Raw genomic sequence first — 24,982 nt, forward strand, 5'->3', positions numbered from 1 at the left:
TTATAACGCGTAAGTCTAACGCGCGAAGGCGGCGCTGTGTAGACGCACCGCGCGGTGTAGCGGGACCGGTTACGCACTAACCTTCAATTCCCGCCTGTTAGCAGCCGGCCCGCGGGAGTCAGGTGTCGCTCCACATCCGCAACAGGTTGTGATAGCAACCAACCAGCGTGCGTCGCGCCGTTTCGTCGGCGTTCGATGCGTTCAGCCGCTGAATCGAATTGTCCATATCGAACAGCAGAGCGCGCTGCGTGTCGTCACGTACGAGGCTTTGCGCCCAGAAGAAGCTCGACACTCGCGCGCCGCGCGTGACCGGCCGCACCTGATGCAGGCTCGTGCCCGGATAGACGATCGCGTGGCCGGCCGGCAGCTTCACTTCCTGCACGCCAAACGTGTCTTCGATCAGCAATTCTCCGCCATCGTATTCGTCCGGCGGCGTCAGAAACAACGTGATCGATACATCGGTGCGCACGCGGTTGCCGCTGCCCGGCACGAGCCGGATCGCGCCGTCGACATGCGCTCCGAAATGCATGCCGCCTTCGTACCGATTGAAGAGTGGCGGATACACCTTGTTCGGCAACACGGCGCTAATAAAAAGCGGATTGCGTTCGAGCGACGCGACGATCCGGTCGCCCATTTCGAGCGCGATCGGCGACCCTTCGGCAATCTGCTGATTATGTTTGACGGGCGCGCCCTGATAGCCGGCGGTCGCGCGGCCGTGGACCCAGGAGCCGGTTGCCGCTTCGAGTTGCGCGCGCATCGCGGCGGCGTCGGCGGGACTGAGTACGTCGGGGATCGAGACAATCATCGTTTAAAGCTTCCTGCGTGACCGCGCGCCGACTTGCGAAGCGCGTGCGCGCGGCATTCGTGGGATTCGCCTGCGGAGATCAATAGAAGCGATAGTTTACCGTTGCAAGGAACGTGCGGCCCTGAGCCGGCACTGCACGGCCGCCGTCGGACGCGATCACCTGATCGAAGTAATGCTTGTTGGTCAGGTTGATCAGATTCAGCTGCACGTCATAGTGTTTCTGGTGATACGCGGCCATTGCGTCCCAGCGCGTGTAGCCCGGCACTTCGACACGGTTATTGGTTGCCGCGTAACGAGGGCCCGTGTACACCGGACCACCGCCGATTTCCCATTGCGGCGTGATCGCGTACGTGGTCCACAACGTGAGCATATTGCGCGGCGTGTTAGCTGGCACATTGCCCTGCGTACCGTCTCTCGCTTCGACGATTTCGCCGTCCATATACGTGTAACCGCCGAACACCTGCCACTTGTTCGTAATGCGACCGGCCACGCCCAACTGGTAGCCGCGCACGCGGATATTGCCGTCGAGCGTGTACGTGCCGTCGACATTCTGCGTACGTGCGTTGGTCTGCTCGATGTTGAACAGCGACTGCGTGAGCGACAATCCGCCGCCGAGCAGATCCCATTTGGAGCCGACTTCGTACGACTTGTTATGCACAGGCGGCAGGCCCTGTTGCCCGTTTGTCAGCGTCAGCGCTTCGAGTGACGGGTCGAATGACGTGCCGTACGACACGTAGTACGACTGCCAGTCGGTCGGCTGCCAGATCACGCCGCCACGCACGCTCGTGAAGAAGTTGGTTTGTGCCGCATAGCCCGGCGCATTGATCGAGTTGTTGATCGACGCTTCATAGCGGTCCCAGCGCACGCCGCCGACCACCTTCCAGTGCTGGCCGATCGACACCGTATCGTTCGCATAGATGCCGATGCCGTTCGCGCTGGATTCCGCAAGATTGCCGCGCGTGATCTGCAGATTCGACGGCGTCGGCACGTACGGCGGATTGAGCAGCGGCACAATCGCAATCGTATTGCTCGGCAGGCCGGGCGTGGTCGCGGTGTACGACTGGTTGCCATACGTCTCGTGACTGAGGTCGACGCCCGTCAACAGGTCGTGCTTCAGGAAGCCGGTCGCGAACTTCGTTTCGAGCTCGGTGGTGTTGTAGATCGAATGATCGTTGATCACGCGGTCCTTGCCCTGCATCCTCACGAACAGTTGCGACGGACTGAGCGTCGTGAAGTTGCCGTTCGACAGCGCCGGCGACGTCGCGAGCGGCCCGGTCAGCACCGCGGCCGGATTCGACGCGCGCACGTCGGTGCTGTAGTGGCTGTACTGCGTCTGGTTGCTCAGCGTGACATTCTCGTTGAAGCGATGCTTGATGCGCGCGGAGAACGTCTGCACGTCCTGAATCGTGCGGTCATTTGTGAAACCGTAGAACGTCGACGGGCCGACTACCGACGCCGGATGACCGTTCAGCGACGGCACGCCATAGTCAGGCTGATCGCGGTTGTGCTGGATCAGCGCGGACAGCGTGATTTCGGTCGGCGTGCCGATGCCGAACTTCACTTCCGGCGCGACGCCGTAGTCCTTGCTCTTCATCACGTCGCGGGTCGAACCGAGTGACTGGCCGAACGCATTGATACGGAATGCTGACGTATCGGTAATCGGCTGATTCAGGTCGACCGTGGTGCGGTATCGGTCACTTGTGCCGGCCTGCACTGATACGTCGGCGCGCGGCTTCAGTGTCGGCTGCTTGCTGACCTGGTTGATCACACCGCCCGTCGATCCGCGGCCGAAATACAGCGAAGACGGGCCGTACAACACGTCGATCGATTCGAGGTTGAACGTATCGCGATAGTACTGTCCGCGATCGCGGAAGCCGTCGAGATAAATGTCGGTGCGTGCGCTGAAGCCGCGCAGGTTGATGTTGTTGCCAATCGAGCCGCCTTCGGCCGCCGCGATCGTGATGCCGGGCACATTGCGCAACGCATCGGTAAACGATGAGGCAGCCTGCGATTGCAGCACCGCCTTCGGCACGACGACCGCCGCTTGCGGAATATCGCGCAACGCAGTGGGTATTTTCGCGCCGACACTCGACATTTCCGGCTGGAAATCGTCGTTCGCGTCGGTCTGGCCGGTGACCTTCACCGCAGGCAAGGTCGCGCCCGGTGCGCTGCCATCTGCGGCGGCGGCACCATCGCTCGCGGTTTTCGCGTCCGGCGTACCGGCGGGCGCCTGAGCGACTTGTGTGCCGGCAGGCGCGTTCGGCGCGGCCGTCTGCGCGTAGAGCGGCGTCGCGAAAATGGCCATCACGGCCGCCGCGAGAGGCGTAGTCTTCAACATCCTGGTTCCCTGTCGTTATCAGTTGGTTCTTATGAGCCGGCAGCGTGATTGCGCCACCGGCGCACGCGAATGGCGTGCGGGGACCACCCCCGTCGGTGCTGAACGCGGCAACCGGCGTGTCGTATCGGGTTATTCTTAGTTAGATTCGGTTACAACTTAATGAGAATCGGTATCATTACATGAATGACAATTGTTCGCAATTGTTGGCCGGCCGAGATGTGGTCGAAACACGTCAGTCGATAATTTGAAAGAATTTGAAACGGCCGCGCCGAAGAGCTGCGTCTCAGCGCCGCACGTCGCGCGTAAGTCCGTTTCGCACAAAGAAAAAGGCGGCACTTTACGTGCCGCCCTAGCTACTTGCGCCGTATTTCCAGCGTCTTGCTACGCCGCGATCAGCGCACCTTGCCCGCCTTCCACGCTGAAAGCAGCTGGTCGTAACTGACCGTCTCGCCCTTCGGCTTTTCGTTCGCGAGCTTTTTCCACGGCGCGTGCTGGTCGGACAGCCACTTTGACGGATCGCTTTCGGGGTTCAACTCCGGCGCGCACGATTTCATCCCCGCGCGCTGCAGACGCGCCAGCACCTGATCCATTTCCTTCGCGAGGGTGTCCATCGCCGCCTGCGGGGTCTTTTCGCCCGCCACCGCGGTGCCGACGTTCTTCCACCACAATTGCGCCATCTTCGGATAGTCGGGCACGTTGTTGCCGGTCGGCGTCCATGCGACCCGCGCCGGGCTGCGATAGAACTCGATCAGGCCGCCGTACTTGTCGGCGTTCTTCGTGAAGTAATCGCTATGGATGTCCGAATCGCGAATAAACGTGAGACCGACGATCGACTTCTTCAGCGACACCGATTTCGACGTCACGAATTGCGCATAGAGCCAGGCGGCCGCGCGCTGATTCGCGGGCGTCGACTTGAAGAAGGTCCACGAGCCGACATCCTGATAGCCGTTCTGCATGCCGTCCTTCCAGTACGCGCCATGCGGCGACGGCGCCATCCGCCACTTCGGCGTGCCATCGGGGTTGGTCACGTTGCCGGGCTTCAGCATCGACGCGGTGAACGCGGTGTACCAGAACACCTGCTGCGCGATGCGGCCTTGCGCCGGCACTGGACCCGCCTCGCTGAACGTCATGCCTGATGCTTCGGGCGGCGCGTACTTCTTCAACCAGTCGATGTATTTGGTCGTCGCGTAGACTGCGGCCGGACTGTTCGTGCCGCCGCCGCGCGACACCGATGCGCCCACCGGATGACAGCCGTCCGGTGTCACGCGAATGCCCCATTCGTCGACTGGCATGCCGTTCGGAATGCCCTTGTCGGCTTCGCCCGCCATCGATAGCCATGCGTCGGTGAAGCGCCAGCCAAGCGACGGATCTTTCTTGCCGTAGTCCATGTGCCCATAGACCTTCTCACCGTCGATCGACTTCACATCGTTCGTAAAGAACTCGGCGATGTCTTCGTACGCGGACCAGTTCACCGGCACGCCGAGGTCATAACCGTACTTCGCCTTGAACTTGTCCTTCAGGTCCTTGCGCGCGAACCAGTCGGCGCGGAACCAGTACAGGTTCGCGAACTGCTGGTCCGGCAATTGATAGAGCTTCTTGTCCGGTGCGGTCGTAAAGCTCGTGCCGATGAAGTCCTTGATGTCGAGGCCCGGATTCGTATACTCCTTGCCCTCGCCCGCCATATAGTCGGACAGCGGAATGATCACGCCATAGCGATAGTGCGTGCCGATCAGATCCGAATCGGAGATCCATCCATCGTAGATGCTCTGGCCCGACTGCATCGACGTCTGCAGTTTCTCAACGACGTCCCCTTCCTGGATGATGTCGTGCTTGACCGGAATACCGGTGATCTCGGTAAACGCCTTTGCAAGCGTTTTCGATTCGTAGATATGCGTGTCGATCGTTTCGGATACCACATGAACTTCCTTCACGCCTTGCGACTTCAGCTTGGCCGCCGTATCGATGAACCATTTCATCTCGTCCATCTGCTGCTGCTTGCTTAGCGTGCTGGGCTGGAACTCGCTGTCAACCCATTTCTGCGCTTCGGGCATGCCCGCCTGCGCGGTGTGGTTCGCCAACGCGCCTGCAACGACGCCAGCGACCGCGAGCGCGACGATCCGTCTCCTGTGTTGCATGGTCTTCTCCTGTGTCTCCACACCCCTTGGATCATCCGCCGGCGGCCGCTCGGGGCATCAACGGAACCGGTCTCTTCGAACCTGTATTTCCTCTACCCCTTCCACATCACGAGCAGCAGCACGACAACCGACGCCGCGAAGCCCGGCCAGATGCTCGCGCCTTCGCTCGTCAGTGCGAGCCAGCCGAGGTTCACGTATGCGGCGGCGAGCAAGCCGATAAAGAGCCGATCGCCGCGCGTCGTCGAGATCGGCAGAAAGCCCTTGCGTTCGACGGTCGGCGCACGCCACTCCCACACGGTCATGCCGGCCAGCATCACGACGACGCACGCAAAGAAGATCGCGACTTCCGGCGTCCAGTACATCCACGTGAGCATCACACTCTCCCCATCGCGAAGCCCTTCGCGATGTAGTTGCGGACGAAATAGATCACCAGCGCGCCGGGAATGATGGTCAGCACGCCGGCCGCCGACAGCACGCCCCAGTCCATGCCCGCCGCCGACACCGTGCGCGTCATCACCGCGGCGATCGGCTTCGCGTTGACGGTGGTCAGCGTGCGGGCGAGCAGCAGCTCGACCCAGCTGAACATGAAGCAGAAGAACGCAGTCACGCCAATGCCCGCCTTGATCAGCGGCACGAAGATCTTGACGAAGAAGGTCGGGAACGAGTAGCCGTCGATATACGCGGTCTCGTCGATTTCTCGTGGCACACCGGACATGAACCCTTCGAGAATCCACACGGCGAGCGGCACGTTGAACAGCATGTGCGCAAGTGCGACCGCGATATGCGTGTCCTGCAAGCCGACGCTCGAATACAGCTGGAAGAACGGCAGCAGGAACACGGCGGGCGGCGTCATCCGGTTCGTCAACAGCCAGAAGAACATATGCTTGTCGCCGAGGAAACGGTAGCGCGAAAAGGCGTACGCGGCCGGCAATGCGACGAGCACCGACAACACCGTGTTGATCACCACATAGATGATCGAATTGATATACCCCCAGTACCACGACGGGTCGGTGAAGATCACCATGAAGTTGTCGAATGTGATGCGCTGCGGCAGCAGCGCGAACGTCGACATCGTCTCTTCGTTGGTGCGCAGCGCGATCGATAGCATCCAGTACAGAGGAATCAGCGCAAACAGGATGTAGACGATCAATACGATCGCGCGAATCCAGCGCCGCTGGCCGGTCCGGTCATGCATGCTCGCCTCCTTCCGCGGCCGGGCCGCCTTTGCCGACACGACTCATCCAGTTGTACAGAATGAAGCACAGCAGCAGGATGATCAGGAAATAGATCAGCGAAAAAGCCGCTGCGGGACCGAGGTCGAACTGGCCGACTGCCTTCTGCGTCAGGTACTGGCTAAGAAACGTCGTTGAATCGCCGGGTCCGCCGCCGGTCAGCACGAACGGCTCGGTGTAGATCATGAAGCTGTCCATAAAGCGCAGCAGCACCGCGATCATCAGCACGCCGCGCATCTTGGGCAGTTCGATATGGCGGAAAATCGCAAAGCGGCTCGCGCCGTCGATCTCCGCGGCCTGGTAGAACGCATCGGGAATCGCGCGCAGGCCCGCGTAGCACAGCAACGCGACAAGCGGCGTCCAATGCCAGATGTCCATCACGAGCACGGTGATCCACGCGGCCGTCGGGCTCGCGGTGTAGTTGTAATCGAAGCCGATCCGATTGAGCCCGTAGCCGAGCAGCCCGATGTCGGGGCGCCCGAAGATCTGCCAGATCGTACCGACTACGTTCCACGGAATCAGCAGCGGCATCGCGAGCACGACGAGCGCTGCCGATGCGCGCCAGCCCGACGCGGGCATCGCCAATGCAAGCGCGACGCCGAGCGGAATCTGGAACAGCAGCACGCACGCGGAAAAGACGATTTGCCGTCCAAGCGCGCCGCGCAGATCCGGGTCGGTCATGATGTTGCGAAACCATTCAGTGCCGACGAACACGTGCTGCGTCGGGCTGATGATGTCCTGCACCGAATAGTTGACCACCGTCATCAGCGGCAGAATCGCGGAAAACGCGACGCATAGAAACACCGGCACCACGAGCAGCCATGCCTTATGGTTGATCGGCTTGTTCATCGTATGGTCCTTTCCGTGACCTTGACGGGAATCCGTTCGTCGTTGCTGAAGAACACCGTCTCCGGCACCGCAAGCTTGAGCCACACCGCGGCTTCGGGCACCCGCACGTGCGGTTCGAGCTTCGCGTTAAATAGCTGGCCATCGCATTGCGCGGTGACCAGCTGATAGTTGCCAAGCTGTTGCGCACGCAACAACTGCGCGCGAGCGGCACCGGGCTCACCCTCGTGCGCCAGCCGCACGAATTCCGGACGAATACCCAGCTTCAGCGGACCGCCAGCGTGCTTCAACGCGGCAAGCGTGTCCGGATCGAGCACCACGCGCTGTGTACCGAGCATCACGCCGTCGGTATCCAGTTCGACCGGACACAGGTTCATCCCGGGACTGCCGATGAAGTAACCGACAAACGCGTGATCAGGCCGCAAAAACAGTGCTTCCGGACCCCCTTTCTGCACCACGCGGCCGTTGGTCATCACAACGACTTCGTCGGCAAACGTCAGCGCTTCGACCTGATCGTGCGTGACGTAGATCAGCGTGAGCTTCAGCTGCTGGTGAATTTTTTTGAGCTGCCGGCGCAGCATCCACTTCATGTGCGGATCGATCACCGTCAGCGGTTCGTCGAACAGGATCGCCGCGACGTCTTGGCGCACGAGACCGCGACCCAGTGAAATTTTCTGCTTCGCGTCGGCGGCGAGGTTGCTCGCCTTGCGCGGCAACTCGCGCGTCATGTCGAGAATCTCGGCCACTTCATGCACGCGCTTCTTTACTTCCGATGCCGCCATACGACGGTTGCGCAATGGGAACGCGAGATTGTCGAACACACTCATCGTGTCGTAGATCACCGGAAACTGGAACACCTGTGCGATATTCCGCTCACGCGGACTTTGCGCGGTGACGTCTTGCCCGTCGAATAGCACCCTGCCTTCGGAAGGCGTAATGAGGCCCGAAACAATGTTCAGCAGCGTTGTCTTGCCGCAGCCGGATGGCCCAAGCAGCGCATACGCGCCACCGTCTTCCCAGACCATGCTCATCGGTTGCAATGCGTAGTCGTCGAGCGTCGCGGGGTTTGGCCGGTACGCATGCGCAAGATTTTCGAATTCAATGCGCGCCATGGGCCGCCTCCGGACTGGAAACAAGCGTGGCGTCCGCGCCGAATACGAAGAACTCGCCGGGGTCGACGAATACATCGAGCTGCGCGCCCAGCTCGATCTGATGCACGCCCTGCAGCTGCGCAATCAGATCGACGCCGCCATTGAGCGTGTGCAGATGCAAATACGTTTCGGAGCCGCTGAGCTCCGCGAGTTCGAGCCGACAACGCACCGGCAGTGCTTGCGGCCGGATCGGAGAAAGCCGCAGATGTCCGGGGCGTATGCCGATGCGACAGGTGCCGTTCGCGCCCTGCGCGGCACGCGCGCCGCGCACCGGCACCTCAATACCAATCGGCAAACGTGCGCTACCGCTTCCGGTCAGCTCGCTCGTCAGCATATTCATCGGCGGATCGTTGAAAACCGCGGCCGCATCGACGTTTACCGGTGCGTTGTACACGTCGAGCGTCGGGCCGAACTGCAACACACGGCCTTTGTCGACAATCGCCGTATAGCCGCCAAGCAGCAATGCCTCGAGCGGCTCGGTCGTTGCGTAGACAACCGTCGTGTTGCCATCGGCGAACAGCGTGGTCAGTTCAGCGCGCAGTTCTTCGCGCAGCTTGTAATCGAGATTGACGAGCGGCTCGTCGAGCAACACCAGCGACGTGCCCTTGTTCAGCGCTCGCGCAAGCGCGCAGCGCTGTTGCTGGCCGCCCGACAGTTCGCCAGGCCGCCGGTCGAGCAGGTGGTCGATATGCAGTTTCGCCGCGACTGCGTGCACGCGCCGGCGGATTTGCGCAGCCTCGACTTTCTGCAACTTCAACGGCGACGCAATGTTGTCGTACACGGTCATTGCTGGGTAATTGATGAACTGCTGGTAGACCATCGCGAGATTGCGCTCGCGCACGCTGACGCCGGTCACATCGCGCCCGTCGACCAGCACACGGCCGGAATTCGGCCGGTCGAGCCCGGCCATCACGCGCATCAACGTGGTCTTGCCCGCCTGGGTCGGCCCTAGCAACACGTTGATCGCACCAGGCACGAGTCGCAGATCGACGCTATATAGATGCGTCAGCCCGCCCGCCATGACGGTGACCCGCTCCAGTTCCAAGACCAAATCGCTCTCCTCTTTTAATGCTTTTAAGGTGCTGCTTTCGTCCTGCGTGCTGCCCCACCGTGTTGTCCGATGTTCAAAAAGGAAATCAAAACAACATAGAGAATGTCCCTTTTGTTCGTTTACGTTTAAATCGGGGTTAACCATACAACTGCGAGACACCAAACCATCACATGTCTTACGCATATCTCTCATCTAACTCATAGATGAAAGGTGATGGTTGGCATAGTGGAATAGAGCAGCGCACAACGCTATCGAGGAAAAACGCGAAGACGCGCAGCCATCGCCGCACGCGGCGATTCGGCATTGAAGGCAATGGGACGGGAAGCGATCAGGCCAGGCGGGAAGTCGACTGCCTGCGCACCAGCATTGGCAGAGGCGCCGTCACCGCGGGCGGCGGCACCTGCCCACGCGGCTCATGAATCAGACGGATCAACAGTTCGATCGACGCCTGCGCGATCGCCTCGGTGTTGATTGCCACCGTGGTCAGCAACGGGCGAACCTGGCGCGCGAGTTGAATATCGGTGATGCCGATCACGGACACGTCATCCGGCACCTTGCGGCCGAGCGTGGCGAGCGCCTGCAATGCGCCGATCGCGAGCAGATCGTTGGTCGCAAACAACGCGCTCAGTTGCGGCTCGCGCTCGATCAGTTCGATGCAAGCGGTAAAGCCGGCATCGATGGTGTCCGGAATCTCCAGCACCGACGCGTCATCGGGTTCAAGACCAGCTTCGCGCATCACTCTCCGAAACCCTGTCGCACGTGCATCCTGCAAGCCACCGCAACCATTGCCAACCAGCATGCCAATATCGCGGTGCCCCAGTTCGAGCAGATGCCGGGCGGCAAGCGCGCCCGCATGCGCGAAGTCGACGGCGACACAAGGCAACGCGGGCAAGCGCTCCGGGTGCTCCCACAAGCTCAATACAATTGGCGCGCCCACCGCCGCTGACTCGCACAGTTCGTTGACCGCCATATCGGTGTTGAGCACCAGCACGCCTTCCGCTAGCGTCCCGGCAATCTGCGTCAGATACGCGCGGCTGATTTCCGCGTCGTCGTCGGTATTGCAGACCATCAGAAAGTAGCCGGCGCGCCTCGCGGCACGCTCCGCGGCCAGCACGAATTCCGGATAGAACGGGTTCGCGATGCTCGACAACATTAGCGCGAGAGTTGGCGAGCGGCCCTCGGCCAGCGCGCGCGCGTTCAGGTTCGGCCGATAGCCAAGCTCGCGGATCGCGCGCATCACACGCACCGCGGTTTCCGGGCGCACTTTCTTAGGATTGCGCAGTACGTTCGAAACCGTCGCCGCGGTAACCTGCGCGCGCCGCGCGACGTCGCTTAATGTCGCCATACCGTTTTTGGCAGAAAGTGAAAGGCCGGGAATCCCACATTGAGAGACTGCGAATCAGATGTTGCACACCGCTCGCCTGCTTTGATAACTTTGATCGCAAATACATAGGAGACAGACATGAGCGCACCATCGAGCACATGCGAATTTAAACGCTTAAACCCTTGCCACGCAAGCCTGTTGGCGATTTTTTTTAAAGCGAATTTAAGCGTTTAAATCCAGGGAAAACACCATGTCCGCTATTTCCCTGACGAATATCCAGAAGACCTTCGGCGCGAACGCGCCGGTCATTCGCGATCTGAACCTCGAAATCGGCACGCACGAGTTTTGTGTCTTTCTCGGCCCCTCCGGTTGCGGCAAGTCGACCTTGCTGCGCATCGTCGCCGGACTCGAGGATCAGACCGATGGCGACGTATCGATCGGCGGCCAGTCGATGAACGGCGTGCCCGCGGCTGAACGCGGCGTGGCGATGGTGTTTCAGAGCTACGCGCTCTTTCCGCATATGAGCGTCTACGAAAACATGGCGTTCGGGCTGAGGCTCGCGAAAAAGCCGAAAGCGGAAATCGACCGCAAGGTGCGTGAGGCCGCGCGCGTGCTGCAACTGGAGGCGCTACTCGAACGCAAACCGCGTGAGCTGTCGGGCGGCCAACGCCAGCGCGTGGCGATCGGCCGCGCAATCGTGCGCGAACCGGGCGTGTTCCTGTTCGACGAACCATTGTCCAATCTCGACGCCGCGCTGCGCGGCCAGACCCGTATCGAGATCGCGCGGCTTCATCAGCGCTTTGCGCAGGCAAGCGTCGTCTATGTGACGCATGACCAGATCGAAGCGATGACGCTCGCCGACAAGATCGTGCTGCTGCATGCCGGCGCCGATACCCAGCGCTTTGGCAGCATCGCGCAGATCGGCGCGCCGCTCGAGTTGTACCACCGGCCGCGCTCGAAATTCGTCGCCGGCTTTATCGGTTCGCCGCGCATGAATTTCCTTGCCGGCGAAGTCGACGGAATTGCCGATCAGCACGTTAACGTGAGACTCAACCAAAGCGATACCGTGCTGTGCGTGCGAGTCAGCGGTGCGCGCATTAAACGCGGGCAGCCCGTCACGATGGGCATCCGTCCCGAACACGTGAGGCTCGATGGCGATATGCAAACGCTCCCCGTCCAATCGCTGTTGACCGAGCAACTCGGCGAACACAGTTACCTGCACGTCGAATACGCGGGCGGCACGCTGATCGCAAAAGCGCCCGGCGATGTAGCCGTGCGTAACGGCGAGCGTCTCGCATTGCGTCTGCCTGCGGACGCGTGCCATCTGTTCGACGAAGAAGGCGCCGCAATGGAACGCACGGTTGTAACGCAAACGCAGCCTGTCGTGCTGCAAACCGCGTGAGCTGAGCACCGCGCGGACAGCGCCTGCCGGAGATTGCATCCTTGGCAGCCGGCCATAGAGCCGGCGCGGCAGGCACGAAGACCGCCGTCCGCATCGCGCGGACGGCCCACAACGTAGTTAAGGAGACACCTCGATGATTCATCAGCACCTGAGCCGCATTGCGGGGCTCGCTCTTCTCAACAAGCGCTCGATCACGGCGGCTCTCGCGGTGTCCGCGGCACTGCTGTCGGGAGTCGTCACCGATGCGCAAGCCGGTACGCTGAACGTCAACGTGTCCGCGCGCGGCAATCAGCGCTCGACCTGGCAGGACGCGTTCGACAAGTTCAAGAAGGCGAACCCAGACGTCGATCTGAAGGTGACCTACATCACCGAAGAGCAATATAAGGTACAGATGGGCGGCTGGCTCGCGACGGATCCGCCTGACGTCGTGTCGTGGCACGACGGCGAGCGCATGGCGTACTACGCGAAGCGCGGGCTGCTCGAAGACCTGTCGAGCGACTGGTCGAAGAATGGCTGGAGCCAGCAGTACGCATCGGTGAAAGAGGCATCGACGTATAACGGCAAGCAGTATGCGGCGCCGCTCGGATACGACGCATACGGCTTTTTCTATCGCAAGGATCTGTTTGAAAAGGCCGGCATCAAAAGCGAGCCGAAGACCTGGGACCAGTACCTCGACGCCTGCAAGAAGCTGAAGGCGAGCGGCGTTGCGCCGATCGCTGTCGCCGCGCGCGATAGCTGGACGCTTGCCGCATGGTTCGACTACCTCGACCTGCGTATCAACGGCAACGCGTTCCATCAGAAGCTGATGGCCGGCGAAGTGCCATACACCGACCCGCGCGTGAAGAAAGTCTATACGACGTGGAAAACGTTGATGGACAACCACTACTACATCGATAACGCGCTGGCCTACGACCTCGATTCGATCTCACCTTTCCTCGTCAACGGCAAGGCATCGATGATGTTGATGGGCACGTTCTTCTCGGCCAGCATTCCGGCCAACGTGAAGGATCAGATCGGCTTTATGCGTTTCCCGGTTGTCGACCCGAAGGTACCGATGGCGGAAGACGGTCCGGTCAACGTGCTGCTGATTCCTGCAAAAGCGAAGAACAAGGCTGACGCACGCAAACTGCTCGCGTTTATGGAAACGCCTGAAATCAACGCGGATCTCGCACGCGGCTGGGGTCAATTGCCGTCGAACAGCAAGGCGACCGAGCCGGAAGATCCGATTTCGAAGGTCGGCTTCCAGACGCTTGCCAACACCACCGGCGGAATCGCGCAGTTCTACGATCGCGACATGACGAAAGAAATGGCCGACGAAGGCATGAAAGCGATGCAGCAGTTCTATAACGATCCGTCGCAGATCGATTCGTTGCTTGCCAATCTCGAAGCGACCCGCAAGCGCATTTACCACAAGTAAGGCGCTTGCCTGTTGCACGGTTTAACTGATACGTGCAACCGTCAGCTGGGCGCATCGCATACGTAGTAAACGCGAAAGCGAAAACCGTCGCGATGCGCCCGCGAATCACCCGCTGTCCGCCCCAGGCGTGCAGCATCGAACGAGGTTTGCGTCATGTCTACCACTCTCGGCCGCCTGCCCGCGGCGCGCGGCCGCCGCGCGTCCGTGTCCGGGCGCGCACGCAATCGCGCAGCGTTCTTTTTCCTGCTGCCAGGCTGTGCGCTATTCGCGCTATGCGTGATCTATCCGATTTTCAGCAGCATCGCGCTCAGCTTCTACAACTGGGACGGCATGACGCCGAAGGTCTTTGTCGGCCTCGCAAACTATATCGAACTGTTTCACTCGGCCACCTTCTACGTTGCGCTGAAAAACAATCTGATCTGGCTGGTGTTTTTCCTGCTCGCGCCGCCGCTCGGTCTGCTGTTCGCGCTGTATCTGAACCAGCAGGTGAAAGGCATCCGCATCGTCAAGTCGCTGTTCTTCGCGCCGTTCGTGCTTTCCGGTGTGGTCGTGGGTCTGGTGTTCAGCTGGTTCTACGATCCGACCTTCGGCTTGCTAAAGCTGATTGTCGGTCATGGCATTCCGGTACTCGGCGATGCGCACCTCGCGACGTACGGCATCGTGTTTGCCGCGCTCTGGCCACAAACGCCATATTGCATGGTGCTTTATCTGACGGGTCTGACGTCGATCAACCCTGAGGTCGTCGAGGCCGCGCGCATGGAAGGCGCGAAGGGTTTCAAGCTGCTTTGGCACGTGATCCTGCCGCAACTGCGCCCGGCGACCTTCCTCGCGATCGTGCTGACCGTAATCGGCGCGCTGCGCAGCTTCGATCTGATCGCGGTGATGAGCGGCGGCGGCCCGTTCGACAGTTCGACCGTACTCGCCTATTTCATGTACGACCAGGCGATCAAGTACTACCGCGAAGGCTATTCGGCGTCGATTGCCGTCGTGCTGTTCGCGATCATGCTCGTCTATATCGTGTTCCATCTGCGCCGGATGCTGCGCGAAGAACGCTGATTCACGCATCGCGCACAAGGAGAACCCTGATGTATCCGCTTCCCGTCGAACGCTGGAAAACGTGGAATCGCACGATCTACAAAGCATCGCTGCCGATCGCGCTCTTCATCTGGCTGCTGCCGATGCTCGCCGTGCTGATCACGTCGATCCGTTCAACCGACGAACTGGTGCAAGGCGATTACTGGACATGGCCGAAGCATTTCGCGCTGCTCGAAAACTACGGCACCGCGCTCACGCAAACGCCGATGCTGCACTACTTCGCCAATAGCGTACTGATTACCGTGCCGTCGGTGCTCGGCGCAATTTTGCTCGCTTCGATGGCGGGCTTCGCGCTAGCCACGTATCGCTTTCGCGGCAATATCGTCGTGCTGTTCACATTCGTCGCCGGCAACTTCGTGCCCGTGCAGATCCTGATGATCCCTGTGCGCGACATGGCGCTTAAGGTCGGGCTTTTCAACACCGTTTGGGCGCTGATCATTTTTCACGTCGCGTTTCAAACGGGCTTCTGCACGCTGTTTCTGCGCAATTTCATCAAGCAGTTGCCATTCGAGCTGATCGAGGCCGCGCGTGTCGAAGGCGCGGGCGAATGGACAATCTACGCGCGCATCGTTTTGCCGCTGATCCGCCCCGCGCTCGCGGCGCTTGGCATTCTCGTCTTCACGTTCGTGTGGAATGACTACTTCTGGGCACTGTGCCTGACGCAGGGCGACGATGCCGCGCCTATCACCGTCGGTGTCGCCGCGCTTAAAGGGCAATGGACCACTGCATGGAATCTCGTCGCAGCCGGCTCGGTGCTGGCCGCGCTGCCCTCCGTGCTGATGTTCTTCGCGATGCAAAAACAGTTCGTCGCCGGTCTGACGTTCGGCGCAAGCAAGGGCTGATCCGTACGACTCGCACTGAATACGTACGGACATGCGCGTCGATCGCGATGCGCGGCCGCCCGCTGATATCTGGAGAAAACGACAATGCAACTGGGTGTTTGCTACTACCCCGAACAATGGCCCGAATCGATGTGGGCAGACGACGCGCGCAGAATGATCGAACTCGGTATCACGCACGTCCGGATCGCGGAGTTCGCGTGGAGCCGCATGGAGCCGCGTGCGAGCGCGTACGACTGGACATGGCTCGATAGCGCGATCCGCACGCTCGCCGACGCGGGTCTGAAAATCGTGCTCGGCACGCCGACCGCGGCGCCGCCGAAGTGGCTCGTCGATGCGATGCCGGACATGCTGCCGGTGCGCGCCGACGGCACCACATGGAATTCCGGCTCGCGCCGTCACTACGACATATGCAGCGAAGCATACCGGCGCGAATGTCTGCGTATCGTCGAAGCGATGGCGCAGCGATATGGTGCGCATCCGGCCATCGTCGCCTGGCAGACCGATAACGAACTCGGCTGCCACGAAACCGTGCCGAGCTATTCAAAGGCCGCGCGAGCGCGCTTCCAGGCGTGGCTTGCCCGCCGCTACGAAACCGTCGAGCACCTGAACGCGCGCTGGGGCACCGTGTTCTGGAGCATGACGTACCTGTCGTTCGATACCATCGAGTTGCCGAATCTGACACCCACCGATGCGAATCCGGTTCACCTGCTCGACTTCCGGCGCTTCATGTCGGACGAAGTAGCGAGCTTTCACCGCGAACAGGTCGATGTGCTGCGCCGGTACGCGCCGAACGCGGACATGCTGCACAACTTCATGGGCTTTTTCACGACCTTCGATCACTACCGGTTTGCATCGAACAACAGCATCGACGTTGCCGCGTGGGACAGCTATCCGATTGCGCGTACTGAAGTCATCGCGCTCAGCGACGACGACAAGGCGCGCTATGCACGCACCGGCCACCCCGATGTATCGGCATTCGATCACGACCGCTATCGTGCGATCGGACAGGGCCGCTTCTGGGTGATGGAACAGGAAGCGGGCCCGGTGAACTGGGCGCCATGGAACCCGGTTCCGGCGCCGGGCATGGTGAGGCTCTGGGCATACGAAGCACTCGCGCACGGCGCGGAACTGGTGTCCTACTTCCGTTGGCGGCAGGCGCCCTTCGCGCAGGAACAGATGCATTCGGGCCTGAATTTGCCGGACAACACGTTATCGCCGGGCGGTCGTGAAGTGGCGCGCGCCGCGCAGGAAATCGCGCAAAATGAAGCGTTATCCTCGCTGGCGCGCAGCCGTGCCGGTTCACGCGCGCAAGTTGCGCTCGTATTCGACTACGAGACGCAGTGGATGTTCGAAATCCAGCGGCATGCAAAGGAATTCGACTATCAAACGCTTGCGTTCGAGTATTACCGGACGTTGCGCGAAATGGGACTGGACGTCGATATCGTTTCAGCGCATGCGGATCTATCGCGGTATCGGCTGGTCGTCGTGCCGAGTCTTGCGACGTTGTCCGCGCGCTTTGTGCAGACCATCGAAGCGTCCGCTGCGCAATGGGTGATTGGCCCGCGTACAGGATCGAAGACCACCGATTTCGCGATTCCCGCCGAGCTCGCGCCGGGCGCGCTGCAAACGCTGCTGCCGTTCAAGGTGCTCGAAGTCGATTCGCTGCGGCCGACGCTGCAACCGTCGACGGTGCTCGACGGCGTGTCGGGCATCGCATTGTATTGGCGCGAACATCTGGAAACGCGCGAGGGCGTGAGCGTCGTGGCGCGCTTCGACGACGGCTGGCCCGCGATCGTCGCGCGCAAGCAGGTGCGCTATGCAAGCGCGTGGTTCGATACGGCGTTGCATCGCGCATTACTGGCAGGCGCCGCGCGCGATGCGGGGCTGCCCGTGACGTATCTGCCTCAAGGACTCCGTCTGCGGCGTCGCGGCGATGTGACGTTCGCGTTCAACTTCGGTGCAAATGCAGTCGAAGCACCAGCTCCTCATGGCGCCCGCTTCGTGCTGGGTCAGAAAACGCTTGGCACGGCCGACGTCAGCGCGTGGGTCGACGCATGACCGCCGCAACCGATCGCGACGTGATAGCGGCCCATGCATCGTACGCAGCGACAACGCTGACGGTCGATGCAAGCCGCCCCGCCGATCCGCCATTTACGGGCACCGTGCAAATGGGCTCGAACACATCGCCCGGCGGCCACACGATCGGCATCAACAGCCGCTATCTGACGCGCGACGGCGAGCCGTGGTTGCCCGTGATGGGCGAACTGCACTACACGCGCGTGCCCGACGCGCATTGGGACGACGAACTCGCGAAGATCGACGCGGCGGGCGTCGATATCGTGTCGTCCTACGTGATCTGGCGTCACCACGAGGTGCGCGCAGGCGAATTCGACTGGAGCGGTCTGCGCGATCTGCGGCGGTTCGTGCAGGCGTGCGCACGCCGTGGACTGCTCGCGTTCGTGCGGATCGGACCATGGGTTCACGCAGAGGTCCGCTATGGCGGCCTTCCCGACTGGGTGGTCGATCAGGTTCCGACGCGCAGCGACGACCCGCTGTATCTGCAGTACGTGCAGCGTTTTTTTGCGCAGATCGCGACGCAACTTGACGGACTATGGTGGAAAGACGGCGGTCCCATCATCGGCGTTCAGCTCGAGAACGAATACAACCTGACGGGACCGCAACAGGGCGCCGCGCATATCACGACGCTCAAGCGCATCGCACGCGAAGCCGGCCTCGATGCGCCGCTTTATACGGTAACCGGCTGGGACAATGCCGTTTTCCCACACGGTGAAGTCGCACCTGTATTCGGCGGCTACCCGGACTTGCCGTGGGGCACGGTAACCACGATGTCGCCGCCCAATGAAGTGTACGGATTGCGCTTTACGAGCCGCGTTGGCGGCGATCTGGGCGCGCAAACGCACAACAGCGAAGCGGGCGACGCCGATGCGGTGGCCGGCGAAACGCCCTTTCTCGGCGCGGAATTCGGTGGCGGCCTGCCGACGATGTACCGGCGCCGTCCGGTGCTCGACGCTGACGACATCGCCGCGATGCTGCCCGTGCAACTGGGCTCGGGCGTCAACCTGTACGGCTATTACATGCTGCATGGCGGACGCAATCCGCCTCGCGACCTGAGTGGACAGGAATCGACCGCAACGGGCGGATATAACGATCTGCCCATCATCAACTACGATTTTCAGGCGCCGTTTGGCGCGAACGGCGAAGCGCATCCGGTGCTGGGCAAACTGCGGCCAATGCATCTGTTTCTACGGCAATGGGGCAGCGCGCTCGCAACGTGCGCGGTGTACGCACCTGATGTTTTGCCGCGCGGTGCCGACGATCTGGATACGCCGCGGTTTTCCGTGCGCGCGAACGGCGATCATGGCTTCCTGTTCTTCAACAATCACGTGCGGCAGCACGCGATGCCCGCGCGACGCTGCGTCCAGTTCTCCGTCAGGCTCGCGACCCGCACGGTTGTGTTGCCCGCCAAGCCCATCGACATTGCGCCGGGTAGCGGGTTCATATGGCCGATCGGACTGCCGCTCGGCGACGCACAACTGCGTTACGCGACTGTACAACCCGTCACACAATTGCCAACACCTGAAGGCGACATGTATGTGTTTGCCGCCATCGACGGCATCGCGCCCGAGTTCGCGTTCGAGGCCGGCTCGGTGACCGACATTTCACCCTCCGCTGAAAGCGCCGAACCACAGACGATCGATGCACTCGACGGCGCGCGTGTCGTGCGACCGGTTGTGGGCGAAGCGTTAATCGTCACATGCGCGGACGGACAGCGCATCACCCTGCTCACACTCGCGCGCGAAGATATAGAGCGGCTTAGCGTACTGCCGCTCGCGGGACAACACCGACTGATCCTGACCGACGCGACTGCATTCGAACGCAATGGCAACCTCGTGTTTCGTTCCATCGGCTCCGCATCGTTCGACGTCGGTATCTATCCGCCGTTAGCACGCATGCCCGACGCGACGACGGATACTTATGCGTTTACGCTTACGCCGCCGCAACCCGGCGTGTTCCAGCGCTTTTCCGTTTCTGTGGCGCCGGTTGCGTTCGAAGCCAGCTTGACTCCATTGCGCGCGGCACGTGCGATGCCACCGATCGTACGAGGCGGCACCGCAAAAGCGGCCGTTGAGCCTGCCCCGGAATTGTTCGGCCACGCGGCCGCGTGGCGCATCGATCTGCCTGAGCCGGCACTGACAGCGCCCGGACTGAGCAACGCGTATCTGTCGATTCGCTATATGGGCGATGTCGGGCGTCTGTTTTGCGGCCCCGATCTTATCGACGACCATTTCTACAACGGCTTGCCGTGGCAGATCGGCGTGCGCAATGTGAAGATCGATCCGGGTCAGCCGTTGATGCTCACCGTGCTACCGCTGCGCGCCGATGCACCGATCTATCTCGACGCACGCTACGACCCAAGACCGCACACGACCGATCAGGTAGCCGAAGTGAAAGGCGTTAGCTGGGTCCCGGAGTATGAAGTGACCGTTTTCCCCGGAAGCGTGATGCGCGAAAGAATCTGAATCCCGATCGACCGCGAACCGCTCGTACACAATTACGATTCTTTTTCTTCCATTCGTCGTAATTTTGCACTGGGTTTACATCCAGACGCCTACGCTATTTGCCCCTAAACGACAGGGGCAACTCCGTCTGCCCGCAACTCATCATGCCGTACTCGTGGAAAGAGGTGGCAGAGGCCTGGTGCATTACGCTGGACGACTTTCTCGGAACGCACGAGCCAAGCCTCATGGATTTCGACCCGTTCGAGCGCATCAACAAAGACGTACAGCGGTTTTCGATCGACCCGTTTGCGGCAATCCAACTCCCGGGGCAATCGGGGCTCACCGCGCATCTATTGAAGTCGACCGTTCCGCATGTTCGTTTGACATCCGTGCTTATGAAGGATGGACGACGCGCCGGCTTTGTCGCTCGCAGACCGGAAGGCTGCGATCTTGTTAGCCTTGAGCCTGATTTGAGAGGCAAAGGCCTCTCTCCAGAGTTGCTGCTTGCGACCCGCGTTTTACGCGCATCGTTGAAGTATTCGGATGTAGTGGACTTGCAACGCGCATCAAAGCAGTTGTTTTGCGGCGGAAGCTACTCGGTTGCGGGACTGGCGTCCGCGCGCGCCGCTCATCGGCTGGCCGTGATGCGCGGCGTATCTCGACGCCAGGCGATACCCGCAGCAGTGCTTGCGGACTATGCGCATTTGCCGGACTCACTGCCTGGGCAAAAACCGCCTGATTGCCGCTCATCAACGCGGTACGCTCCGCGGCGCCGACGCCCTTGCCGCGCACGCATGCGTCGTCTGACGCGGAGTTCCCCAAATATCCGGCTCCGGGCAAAAAGCCCGATTCTCTTTATACTGTCGGGGTACGCAGATCGTGGTGCGCCCGTACGCGTAGCACCTCTCATCAAGCCCCGACCGTTCATGCAGCGGCCGCGTCCACATATTGAACACGCATAGATCCGGAGAAACATGGATACCGCAACCTATTTCGACACCCTATTGCTTATCGATGGCGAATGGTGTGCTAGCGCAAGCGGCAAAACCATCGACGTCGTCAATCCCGCGACCGGCAGCGTTATTGGCAAGGTCGCACACGCCGGTATCGCAGACCTGGAGCGCGCAGTCGCCGCCGCCCGGCGCGGTTTCGAGGTCTGGCGCAAGGTGCCCGCGTACGACCGCGCGGCCATGATGCGCAAAGCCGCGTCGCTGCTGCGCGAGCGCGCGGACTCGATCGCCCGGCTGATGACGCAGGAACAGGGCAAGCCGTTTGCCGAAGCGCGCATTGAAGTGATGTCGGGCGCCGACATCATCGACTGGTTCGCCGATGAAGGCCGCCGCGCATACGGACGCATCGTGCCGGCGCGCAATCCCGCCGCGCAACAGAGCGTGATCAAGGAGCCGGTCGGCCCGGTTGCCGCATTTACGCCGTGGAACTTCCCGGTCAATCAGGTCGTACGCAAGCTGTCCGCGGCGTTGACCACCGGTTGCTCGTTCCTCGTGAAAGCGCCAGAAGAAACGCCCGCGTCGCCCGCGGCGCTGCTTCGCGCATTCGTCGACGCAGGTGTGCCGGCGGGCGTGGTCGGCCTCGTTTACGGCAACCCCGCGGAAATCTCGAACTTCCTGATTTCGCATCCAGTCATCCGCAAGGTCACCTTCACCGGCTCCACCGTGGTCGGCAAGCAACTGGCCGCGCTCGCCGGTCAGCATATGAAACGCGCGACGATGGAGTTGGGCGGCCACGCGCCGGTGATCGTCGCCGAAGACGCCGATCTCGCACTTGCGGTGCGTGCGTCCGGTGGCGCCAAGTTCCGCAACGCGGGTCAGGTCTGCATCTCGCCGACGCGTTTCCTCGTTCATAACAGCGTGCGTGAAGAATTCGCGCGCGAGCTTGTCAAGCATGCAGAAGCACTGAAGCTCGGCGACGGTCTCGCCGAAGGCACGACGCTCGGGCCGCTCGCCAATCCGCGTCGCTTGACGGCCATGTCAAGCATTGTCGCGAATGCGCGCGAAAAGGGTGCAACGGTGGCAACGGGCGGCGAGCGCCTGTCCGGCGACGGCAACTTCTTTACGCCGACGGTGCTGACCAACGTGCCGCTCGACGCGGACGTGTTCAATGAAGAACCGTTTGGCCCGATCGCGGCGATTCGCGGTTTCGATACGCTCGAGGACGCGATTGCGGAAGCCAACCGCCTGCCCTACGGCCTGGCCAGTTACGCGTTTACGCGCTCGTTCCGCAACGTGCACCTGCTGTCGAATTCGCTCGAAGTCGGCATGCTGTGGATCAACCAGCCGGCCACGCCTTGGCCAGAAATGCCGTTCGGCGGCGTCAAGGATTCGGGCTACGGTTCCGAAGGCGGACCGGAAGCGCTCGAGCCGTACCTCGTGACGAAGTCCGTCACGGTGATGTCGGCGTAAAGCGTTTCGAAAGCCGATTCACGTCAAGCAACGCAATGAAGGCCGGGACATCGCGTCCCGGCTTTTTTTTCGCCACACAAAGGTCAGAACCGGTGCCTGATGCCGGCAATGACCAGTTCCTGCGTGGTCTTCCCGCCATCGACGAACGCGTCCGAGATCACCGCCTGCGCCGGGCCTAGACCGTTACTCCCCGATGCATGCCCGTAACTTGCGGTACCGTACAGGTCCGTGCGCCGGCTGAGCGTGTAATCCACCGCAAGCGTGACCTGCTGATACGTGGCGGACGAGTCGCCATGTGACTTCAGAATGTTGTAGCCCGTCTCAAACAGCCACACAGGCGTAGCCTGCCACGCCGCAAATACCGAGCCATTGTTGAACCGCTCGGCGTCCTGGAACGTCGAGTGACCATCCGGCAGATATTCGGAGTAGCTGTAATATCCGCCCAACGTTACCGGTCCCAGTGCATAAGTCGCACCGGCGCGCGCGATATTAATCGCGCTTGCCGTCGCATAGGCGTCGTTGACAGGCGAGAGAAAGATCGAGTCAACGCTACTCGTGCCGCGCATCGACACCGTCGGATTGCCGTTGTCGATATGCGCGTAGCCAGCGGCAAGGGTCAACGGGCCGTGGCTGTAGTTGACCGCTGCGTTGTACGACTGCCCCGAAGCAACCGAACCGGCTACACCGCCGAACCCGTACATCGCAGCCGCCTGCAGACCCCGCCACGACGGACTCGTCCATTTGACCGCGTTACTGGTGCGCACCGAGCCGTCTGCATTATCGATGTCGCCGGGCGCTGTGAAGTATTCGAGGAACGCGTCGCCCTGAACCGCCAGAACGAAATCCTGCAGCGTATCCTGCTGGCGGCCGATCGTCACCGTGCCGAAATGCCCTGCCAACCCCACATAGGCCTTGCGCCCGAACAGCAGCCCGGAGTTCATATTGCCATTGTTGACGTTAAAGCCGTTTTGCAAATTGAACAGCGCGCTCAAACCGTCGCCCAGATCTTCGGTGCCGCGCACGCCCCATTGGCTGATCGACATCTGACCGGACTGCAATTTGATCTGATTACTCGCGCCGCCCGTGTTGTGCGTGTACTGGATTGAATCATCGATGATGCCGTAAAGCGTCACCGAACTTTGCGCATACGATGTACCAGATATTCCGGCGGCACATAGCGCCGCTGTCATTGCTAACCACTTCATTGCTTCACTCTCCCACGAGGCATGGTCAAAAAAATCTGTCTAGTGTCTCGCTCCAGTTTACGTTTTATATTCGGATCACTAACTTTTATTTTCAATATGATTTCAGCGGGAAATTCCCGCTGAAAGTCGAACCCCTTCATTCGAGACGAAACGCCCACGTAGGTGGGCACCGGCCTCCTACCCCTCGCGTCGCTCGCGCGCGCGATGCCTGAACAGGCAGATCAGTTCACTTGCAACGTGTGCAGCGGCAAGCGCCGTAATGTCCGCGTGATCGTATGCCGGCGCCACTTCCACGACGTCCGCGCCAACCATATCGATCGACGTCAATCCGCGAATGATCGACAGCGCCTGAGCCGTCGACAGCCCACCGGGGACTGGCGTACCCGTACCCGGCGCAAAAGCCGGGTCCAGTCCATCGACGTCGAACGTGAAATAGGCCGGCCGCTCGCCGACAATGTCGATAATCTTCTCGACGGTTGCGTTCACACCGTTTTCATGCACCCACGGTGCGTCAAGAATACGGATACCCATGAAATCGTCGTTCCAGGTGCGTATGCCGATTTGCACCGAGTGCTGCGGATCGATCAGCCCTTCTTTGACTGCCTTGTAGAACATCGAGCCGTGATTCAGGCTGTCAGGCTGATCGTCCGGCCAGGTATCGCAATGCGCGTCGAAATGGATTAGCGACAACGGCTTGCCGAACTTTTCCGCATGTGCGACCAGCAATGGGTAGCTGATGTAATGGTCACCGCCCAGCGTCAGCATCCTTGTGCCGGCATCGAGTATCGTGCGCGCATGTGCAACGATCGTTTCCTTGATGGTCGACGGGTTGTGTACGTCGAGCCAGCAGTCGCCGTAATCGATCACCGCATAGTCGTTGAACGGATTGATACCCCACGGGTACGGCAGCAACACGCCGAGCTGGCTGCTAGCGGACCTTATCGCACGTGGGCCCAGACGCGCGCCCGGCCGGTTCGTCGTCGCGATATCGAGCGGCACGCCGGTTACGGCGAGATCGACACCGGTCAGATCTTTCGTGTAAAGGCGCCGCATGAACGACACGACGCCTGCGTAAGTGTTCTCCTTCGATGAGCCATACGGCGATTCACGCCGTATCGCGCCGTCGCCACGCAAGACTGGTTGATTTTCCATAGTACGAGTCAACTCCCGGTTGAGCGCCGCGGTAGACGCAGTTGCGC

At 61.1% G+C, this 24,982-nt stretch carries 18 protein-coding genes; 7 read left to right on the forward strand and 11 right to left on the reverse strand.

The features are described from left to right. Positions 1-118 precede the first annotated feature (118 nt). The 9 genes from BX592_RS11465 to BX592_RS11505 form a co-directional block, all read right to left on the reverse strand. Positions 119-805 (reverse strand): Fe2+-dependent dioxygenase, encoded by a 687-nt coding sequence (locus BX592_RS11465; RefSeq protein ID WP_134191889.1) that lies wholly within the window; start codon positions 803-805, stop codon positions 119-121. A gap of 79 nt (positions 806-884) precedes the next feature. Next, the gene (locus BX592_RS11470; RefSeq protein ID WP_134191890.1) at positions 885-3,143 is read right to left on the reverse strand and encodes a TonB-dependent receptor; all 2,259 of its coding nucleotides are present in this window, start codon (positions 3,141-3,143) and stop codon (positions 885-887) included. A gap of 392 nt (positions 3,144-3,535) precedes the next feature. Next, on the reverse strand, positions 3,536-5,278 hold the full coding sequence (locus tag BX592_RS11475) for an ABC transporter substrate-binding protein (RefSeq protein ID WP_134191891.1): 1,743 nt from the start codon (positions 5,276-5,278) through the stop codon (positions 3,536-3,538). A 92-nt stretch (positions 5,279-5,370) separates the two neighbouring features. After that, positions 5,371-5,652 (reverse strand): DUF2160 domain-containing protein, encoded by a 282-nt coding sequence (locus BX592_RS11480; RefSeq protein WP_134191892.1) that lies wholly within the window; start codon positions 5,650-5,652, stop codon positions 5,371-5,373. Then, entirely contained in the window at positions 5,652-6,473 is an 822-nt protein-coding gene (locus BX592_RS11485; protein WP_134191893.1) for a carbohydrate ABC transporter permease, read from the reverse strand. Before BX592_RS11485 ends, BX592_RS11480 begins: the two co-directional genes overlap by 1 nt. Then, on the reverse strand, positions 6,466-7,359 hold the full coding sequence (locus tag BX592_RS11490; RefSeq protein WP_134191894.1) for a carbohydrate ABC transporter permease: 894 nt from the start codon (positions 7,357-7,359) through the stop codon (positions 6,466-6,468). The genes BX592_RS11485 and BX592_RS11490 overlap by 8 nt, the downstream gene beginning before the upstream one ends. Next, the gene (locus BX592_RS11495; protein ID WP_134191895.1) at positions 7,356-8,468 is read right to left on the reverse strand and encodes an ABC transporter ATP-binding protein; all 1,113 of its coding nucleotides are present in this window, start codon (positions 8,466-8,468) and stop codon (positions 7,356-7,358) included. Before BX592_RS11495 ends, BX592_RS11490 begins: the two co-directional genes overlap by 4 nt. Next, the gene (locus BX592_RS11500; RefSeq protein WP_134191896.1) at positions 8,455-9,558 is read right to left on the reverse strand and encodes an ABC transporter ATP-binding protein; all 1,104 of its coding nucleotides are present in this window, start codon (positions 9,556-9,558) and stop codon (positions 8,455-8,457) included. Before BX592_RS11500 ends, BX592_RS11495 begins: the two co-directional genes overlap by 14 nt. Before the next feature lie 328 nt (positions 9,559-9,886). Continuing rightward, positions 9,887-10,903 (reverse strand): LacI family DNA-binding transcriptional regulator, encoded by a 1,017-nt coding sequence (locus BX592_RS11505; RefSeq protein WP_134191897.1) that lies wholly within the window; start codon positions 10,901-10,903, stop codon positions 9,887-9,889. Between the two features lie 229 nt (positions 10,904-11,132). On the opposite strand from BX592_RS11505, the gene BX592_RS11510 reads away from it, so the two are divergent. The 7 genes from BX592_RS11510 to BX592_RS11540 all read left to right on the forward strand — a co-directional run bounded on the left by BX592_RS11510 (position 11,133) and on the right by BX592_RS11540 (position 22,578). Next, positions 11,133-12,284: an ABC transporter ATP-binding protein gene (locus BX592_RS11510; protein ID WP_134191898.1), complete on the forward strand. Its 1,152-nt coding sequence runs from the start codon at positions 11,133-11,135 to the stop codon at positions 12,282-12,284. A gap of 133 nt (positions 12,285-12,417) precedes the next feature. Continuing rightward, positions 12,418-13,701 (forward strand): ABC transporter substrate-binding protein, encoded by a 1,284-nt coding sequence (locus BX592_RS11515; RefSeq protein WP_134191899.1) that lies wholly within the window; start codon positions 12,418-12,420, stop codon positions 13,699-13,701. A 153-nt stretch (positions 13,702-13,854) separates the two neighbouring features. Continuing rightward, positions 13,855-14,757, forward strand: a complete 903-nt coding sequence (locus BX592_RS11520; RefSeq protein ID WP_134191900.1) for a carbohydrate ABC transporter permease — start codon at positions 13,855-13,857, stop codon at positions 14,755-14,757. Positions 14,758-14,786: 29 nt separating this feature from the next. Beyond that, positions 14,787-15,638 (forward strand): carbohydrate ABC transporter permease, encoded by an 852-nt coding sequence (locus BX592_RS11525; protein WP_134191901.1) that lies wholly within the window; start codon positions 14,787-14,789, stop codon positions 15,636-15,638. An 84-nt stretch (positions 15,639-15,722) separates the two neighbouring features. Continuing rightward, the gene (locus tag BX592_RS11530) at positions 15,723-17,696 is read left to right on the forward strand and encodes a beta-galactosidase (RefSeq protein ID WP_134191902.1); all 1,974 of its coding nucleotides are present in this window, start codon (positions 15,723-15,725) and stop codon (positions 17,694-17,696) included. Further along, the gene (locus tag BX592_RS11535) at positions 17,693-20,179 is read left to right on the forward strand and encodes a beta-galactosidase (protein ID WP_134191903.1); all 2,487 of its coding nucleotides are present in this window, start codon (positions 17,693-17,695) and stop codon (positions 20,177-20,179) included. The genes BX592_RS11530 and BX592_RS11535 overlap by 4 nt, the downstream gene beginning before the upstream one ends. A 953-nt stretch (positions 20,180-21,132) precedes the next feature. Then, a complete protein-coding gene (locus BX592_RS11540) occupies positions 21,133-22,578 on the forward strand; it encodes an NAD-dependent succinate-semialdehyde dehydrogenase (RefSeq protein WP_134191904.1) in 1,446 nt (481 codons plus the stop codon). Positions 22,579-22,661: 83 nt separating this feature from the next. On the opposite strand, the gene BX592_RS11545 is transcribed toward BX592_RS11540, so the two are convergent. Both BX592_RS11545 and speB read right to left on the reverse strand, forming a co-directional pair. Beyond that, complete coding sequence (locus tag BX592_RS11545; protein WP_134191905.1) at positions 22,662-23,783, reverse strand: porin; 1,122 nt, start codon at positions 23,781-23,783, stop codon at positions 22,662-22,664. 177 nt (positions 23,784-23,960) lie between these two features. Then, entirely contained in the window at positions 23,961-24,935 is a 975-nt protein-coding gene (gene speB / locus BX592_RS11550; RefSeq protein ID WP_134191906.1) for an agmatinase, read from the reverse strand. Between the last annotated feature and the right edge of the window lie 47 nt (positions 24,936-24,982).

Origin of the sequence: Paraburkholderia rhizosphaerae (genome assembly GCF_004366595.1) — a bacterium.
Lineage (GTDB): Bacteria > Pseudomonadota > Gammaproteobacteria > Burkholderiales > Burkholderiaceae > Paraburkholderia > Paraburkholderia rhizosphaerae.

What these genes read in the sequence shown, in the direction of transcription:
- BX592_RS11465 (WP_134191889.1), bottom strand. Translation starts at nt 805, where the DNA reads ATGATTGTCTCGATCCCCGACGTACTCAGTCCCGCCGACGCCGCCGCG.
- BX592_RS11470 (WP_134191890.1), bottom strand. Translation starts at nt 3,143, where the DNA reads ATGTTGAAGACTACGCCTCTCGCGGCGGCCGTGATGGCCATTTTCGCG.
- BX592_RS11475 (WP_134191891.1), bottom strand. Translation starts at nt 5,278, where the DNA reads ATGCAACACAGGAGACGGATCGTCGCGCTCGCGGTCGCTGGCGTCGTT.
- BX592_RS11480 (WP_134191892.1), bottom strand. Translation starts at nt 5,652, where the DNA reads ATGCTCACGTGGATGTACTGGACGCCGGAAGTCGCGATCTTCTTTGCG.
- BX592_RS11485 (WP_134191893.1), bottom strand. Translation starts at nt 6,473, where the DNA reads ATGCATGACCGGACCGGCCAGCGGCGCTGGATTCGCGCGATCGTATTG.
- BX592_RS11490 (WP_134191894.1), bottom strand. Translation starts at nt 7,359, where the DNA reads ATGAACAAGCCGATCAACCATAAGGCATGGCTGCTCGTGGTGCCGGTG.
- BX592_RS11495 (WP_134191895.1), bottom strand. Translation starts at nt 8,468, where the DNA reads ATGGCGCGCATTGAATTCGAAAATCTTGCGCATGCGTACCGGCCAAAC.
- BX592_RS11505 (WP_134191897.1), bottom strand. Translation starts at nt 10,903, where the DNA reads ATGGCGACATTAAGCGACGTCGCGCGGCGCGCGCAGGTTACCGCGGCG.
- BX592_RS11510 (WP_134191898.1), top strand. Translation starts at nt 11,133, where the DNA reads ATGTCCGCTATTTCCCTGACGAATATCCAGAAGACCTTCGGCGCGAAC.
- BX592_RS11515 (WP_134191899.1), top strand. Translation starts at nt 12,418, where the DNA reads ATGATTCATCAGCACCTGAGCCGCATTGCGGGGCTCGCTCTTCTCAAC.
- BX592_RS11520 (WP_134191900.1), top strand. Translation starts at nt 13,855, where the DNA reads ATGTCTACCACTCTCGGCCGCCTGCCCGCGGCGCGCGGCCGCCGCGCG.
- BX592_RS11525 (WP_134191901.1), top strand. Translation starts at nt 14,787, where the DNA reads ATGTATCCGCTTCCCGTCGAACGCTGGAAAACGTGGAATCGCACGATC.
- BX592_RS11530 (WP_134191902.1), top strand. Translation starts at nt 15,723, where the DNA reads ATGCAACTGGGTGTTTGCTACTACCCCGAACAATGGCCCGAATCGATG.
- BX592_RS11535 (WP_134191903.1), top strand. Translation starts at nt 17,693, where the DNA reads ATGACCGCCGCAACCGATCGCGACGTGATAGCGGCCCATGCATCGTAC.
- BX592_RS11540 (WP_134191904.1), top strand. Translation starts at nt 21,133, where the DNA reads ATGGATACCGCAACCTATTTCGACACCCTATTGCTTATCGATGGCGAA.
- BX592_RS11545 (WP_134191905.1), bottom strand. Translation starts at nt 23,783, where the DNA reads ATGAAGTGGTTAGCAATGACAGCGGCGCTATGTGCCGCCGGAATATCT.
- speB (WP_134191906.1), bottom strand. Translation starts at nt 24,935, where the DNA reads ATGGAAAATCAACCAGTCTTGCGTGGCGACGGCGCGATACGGCGTGAA.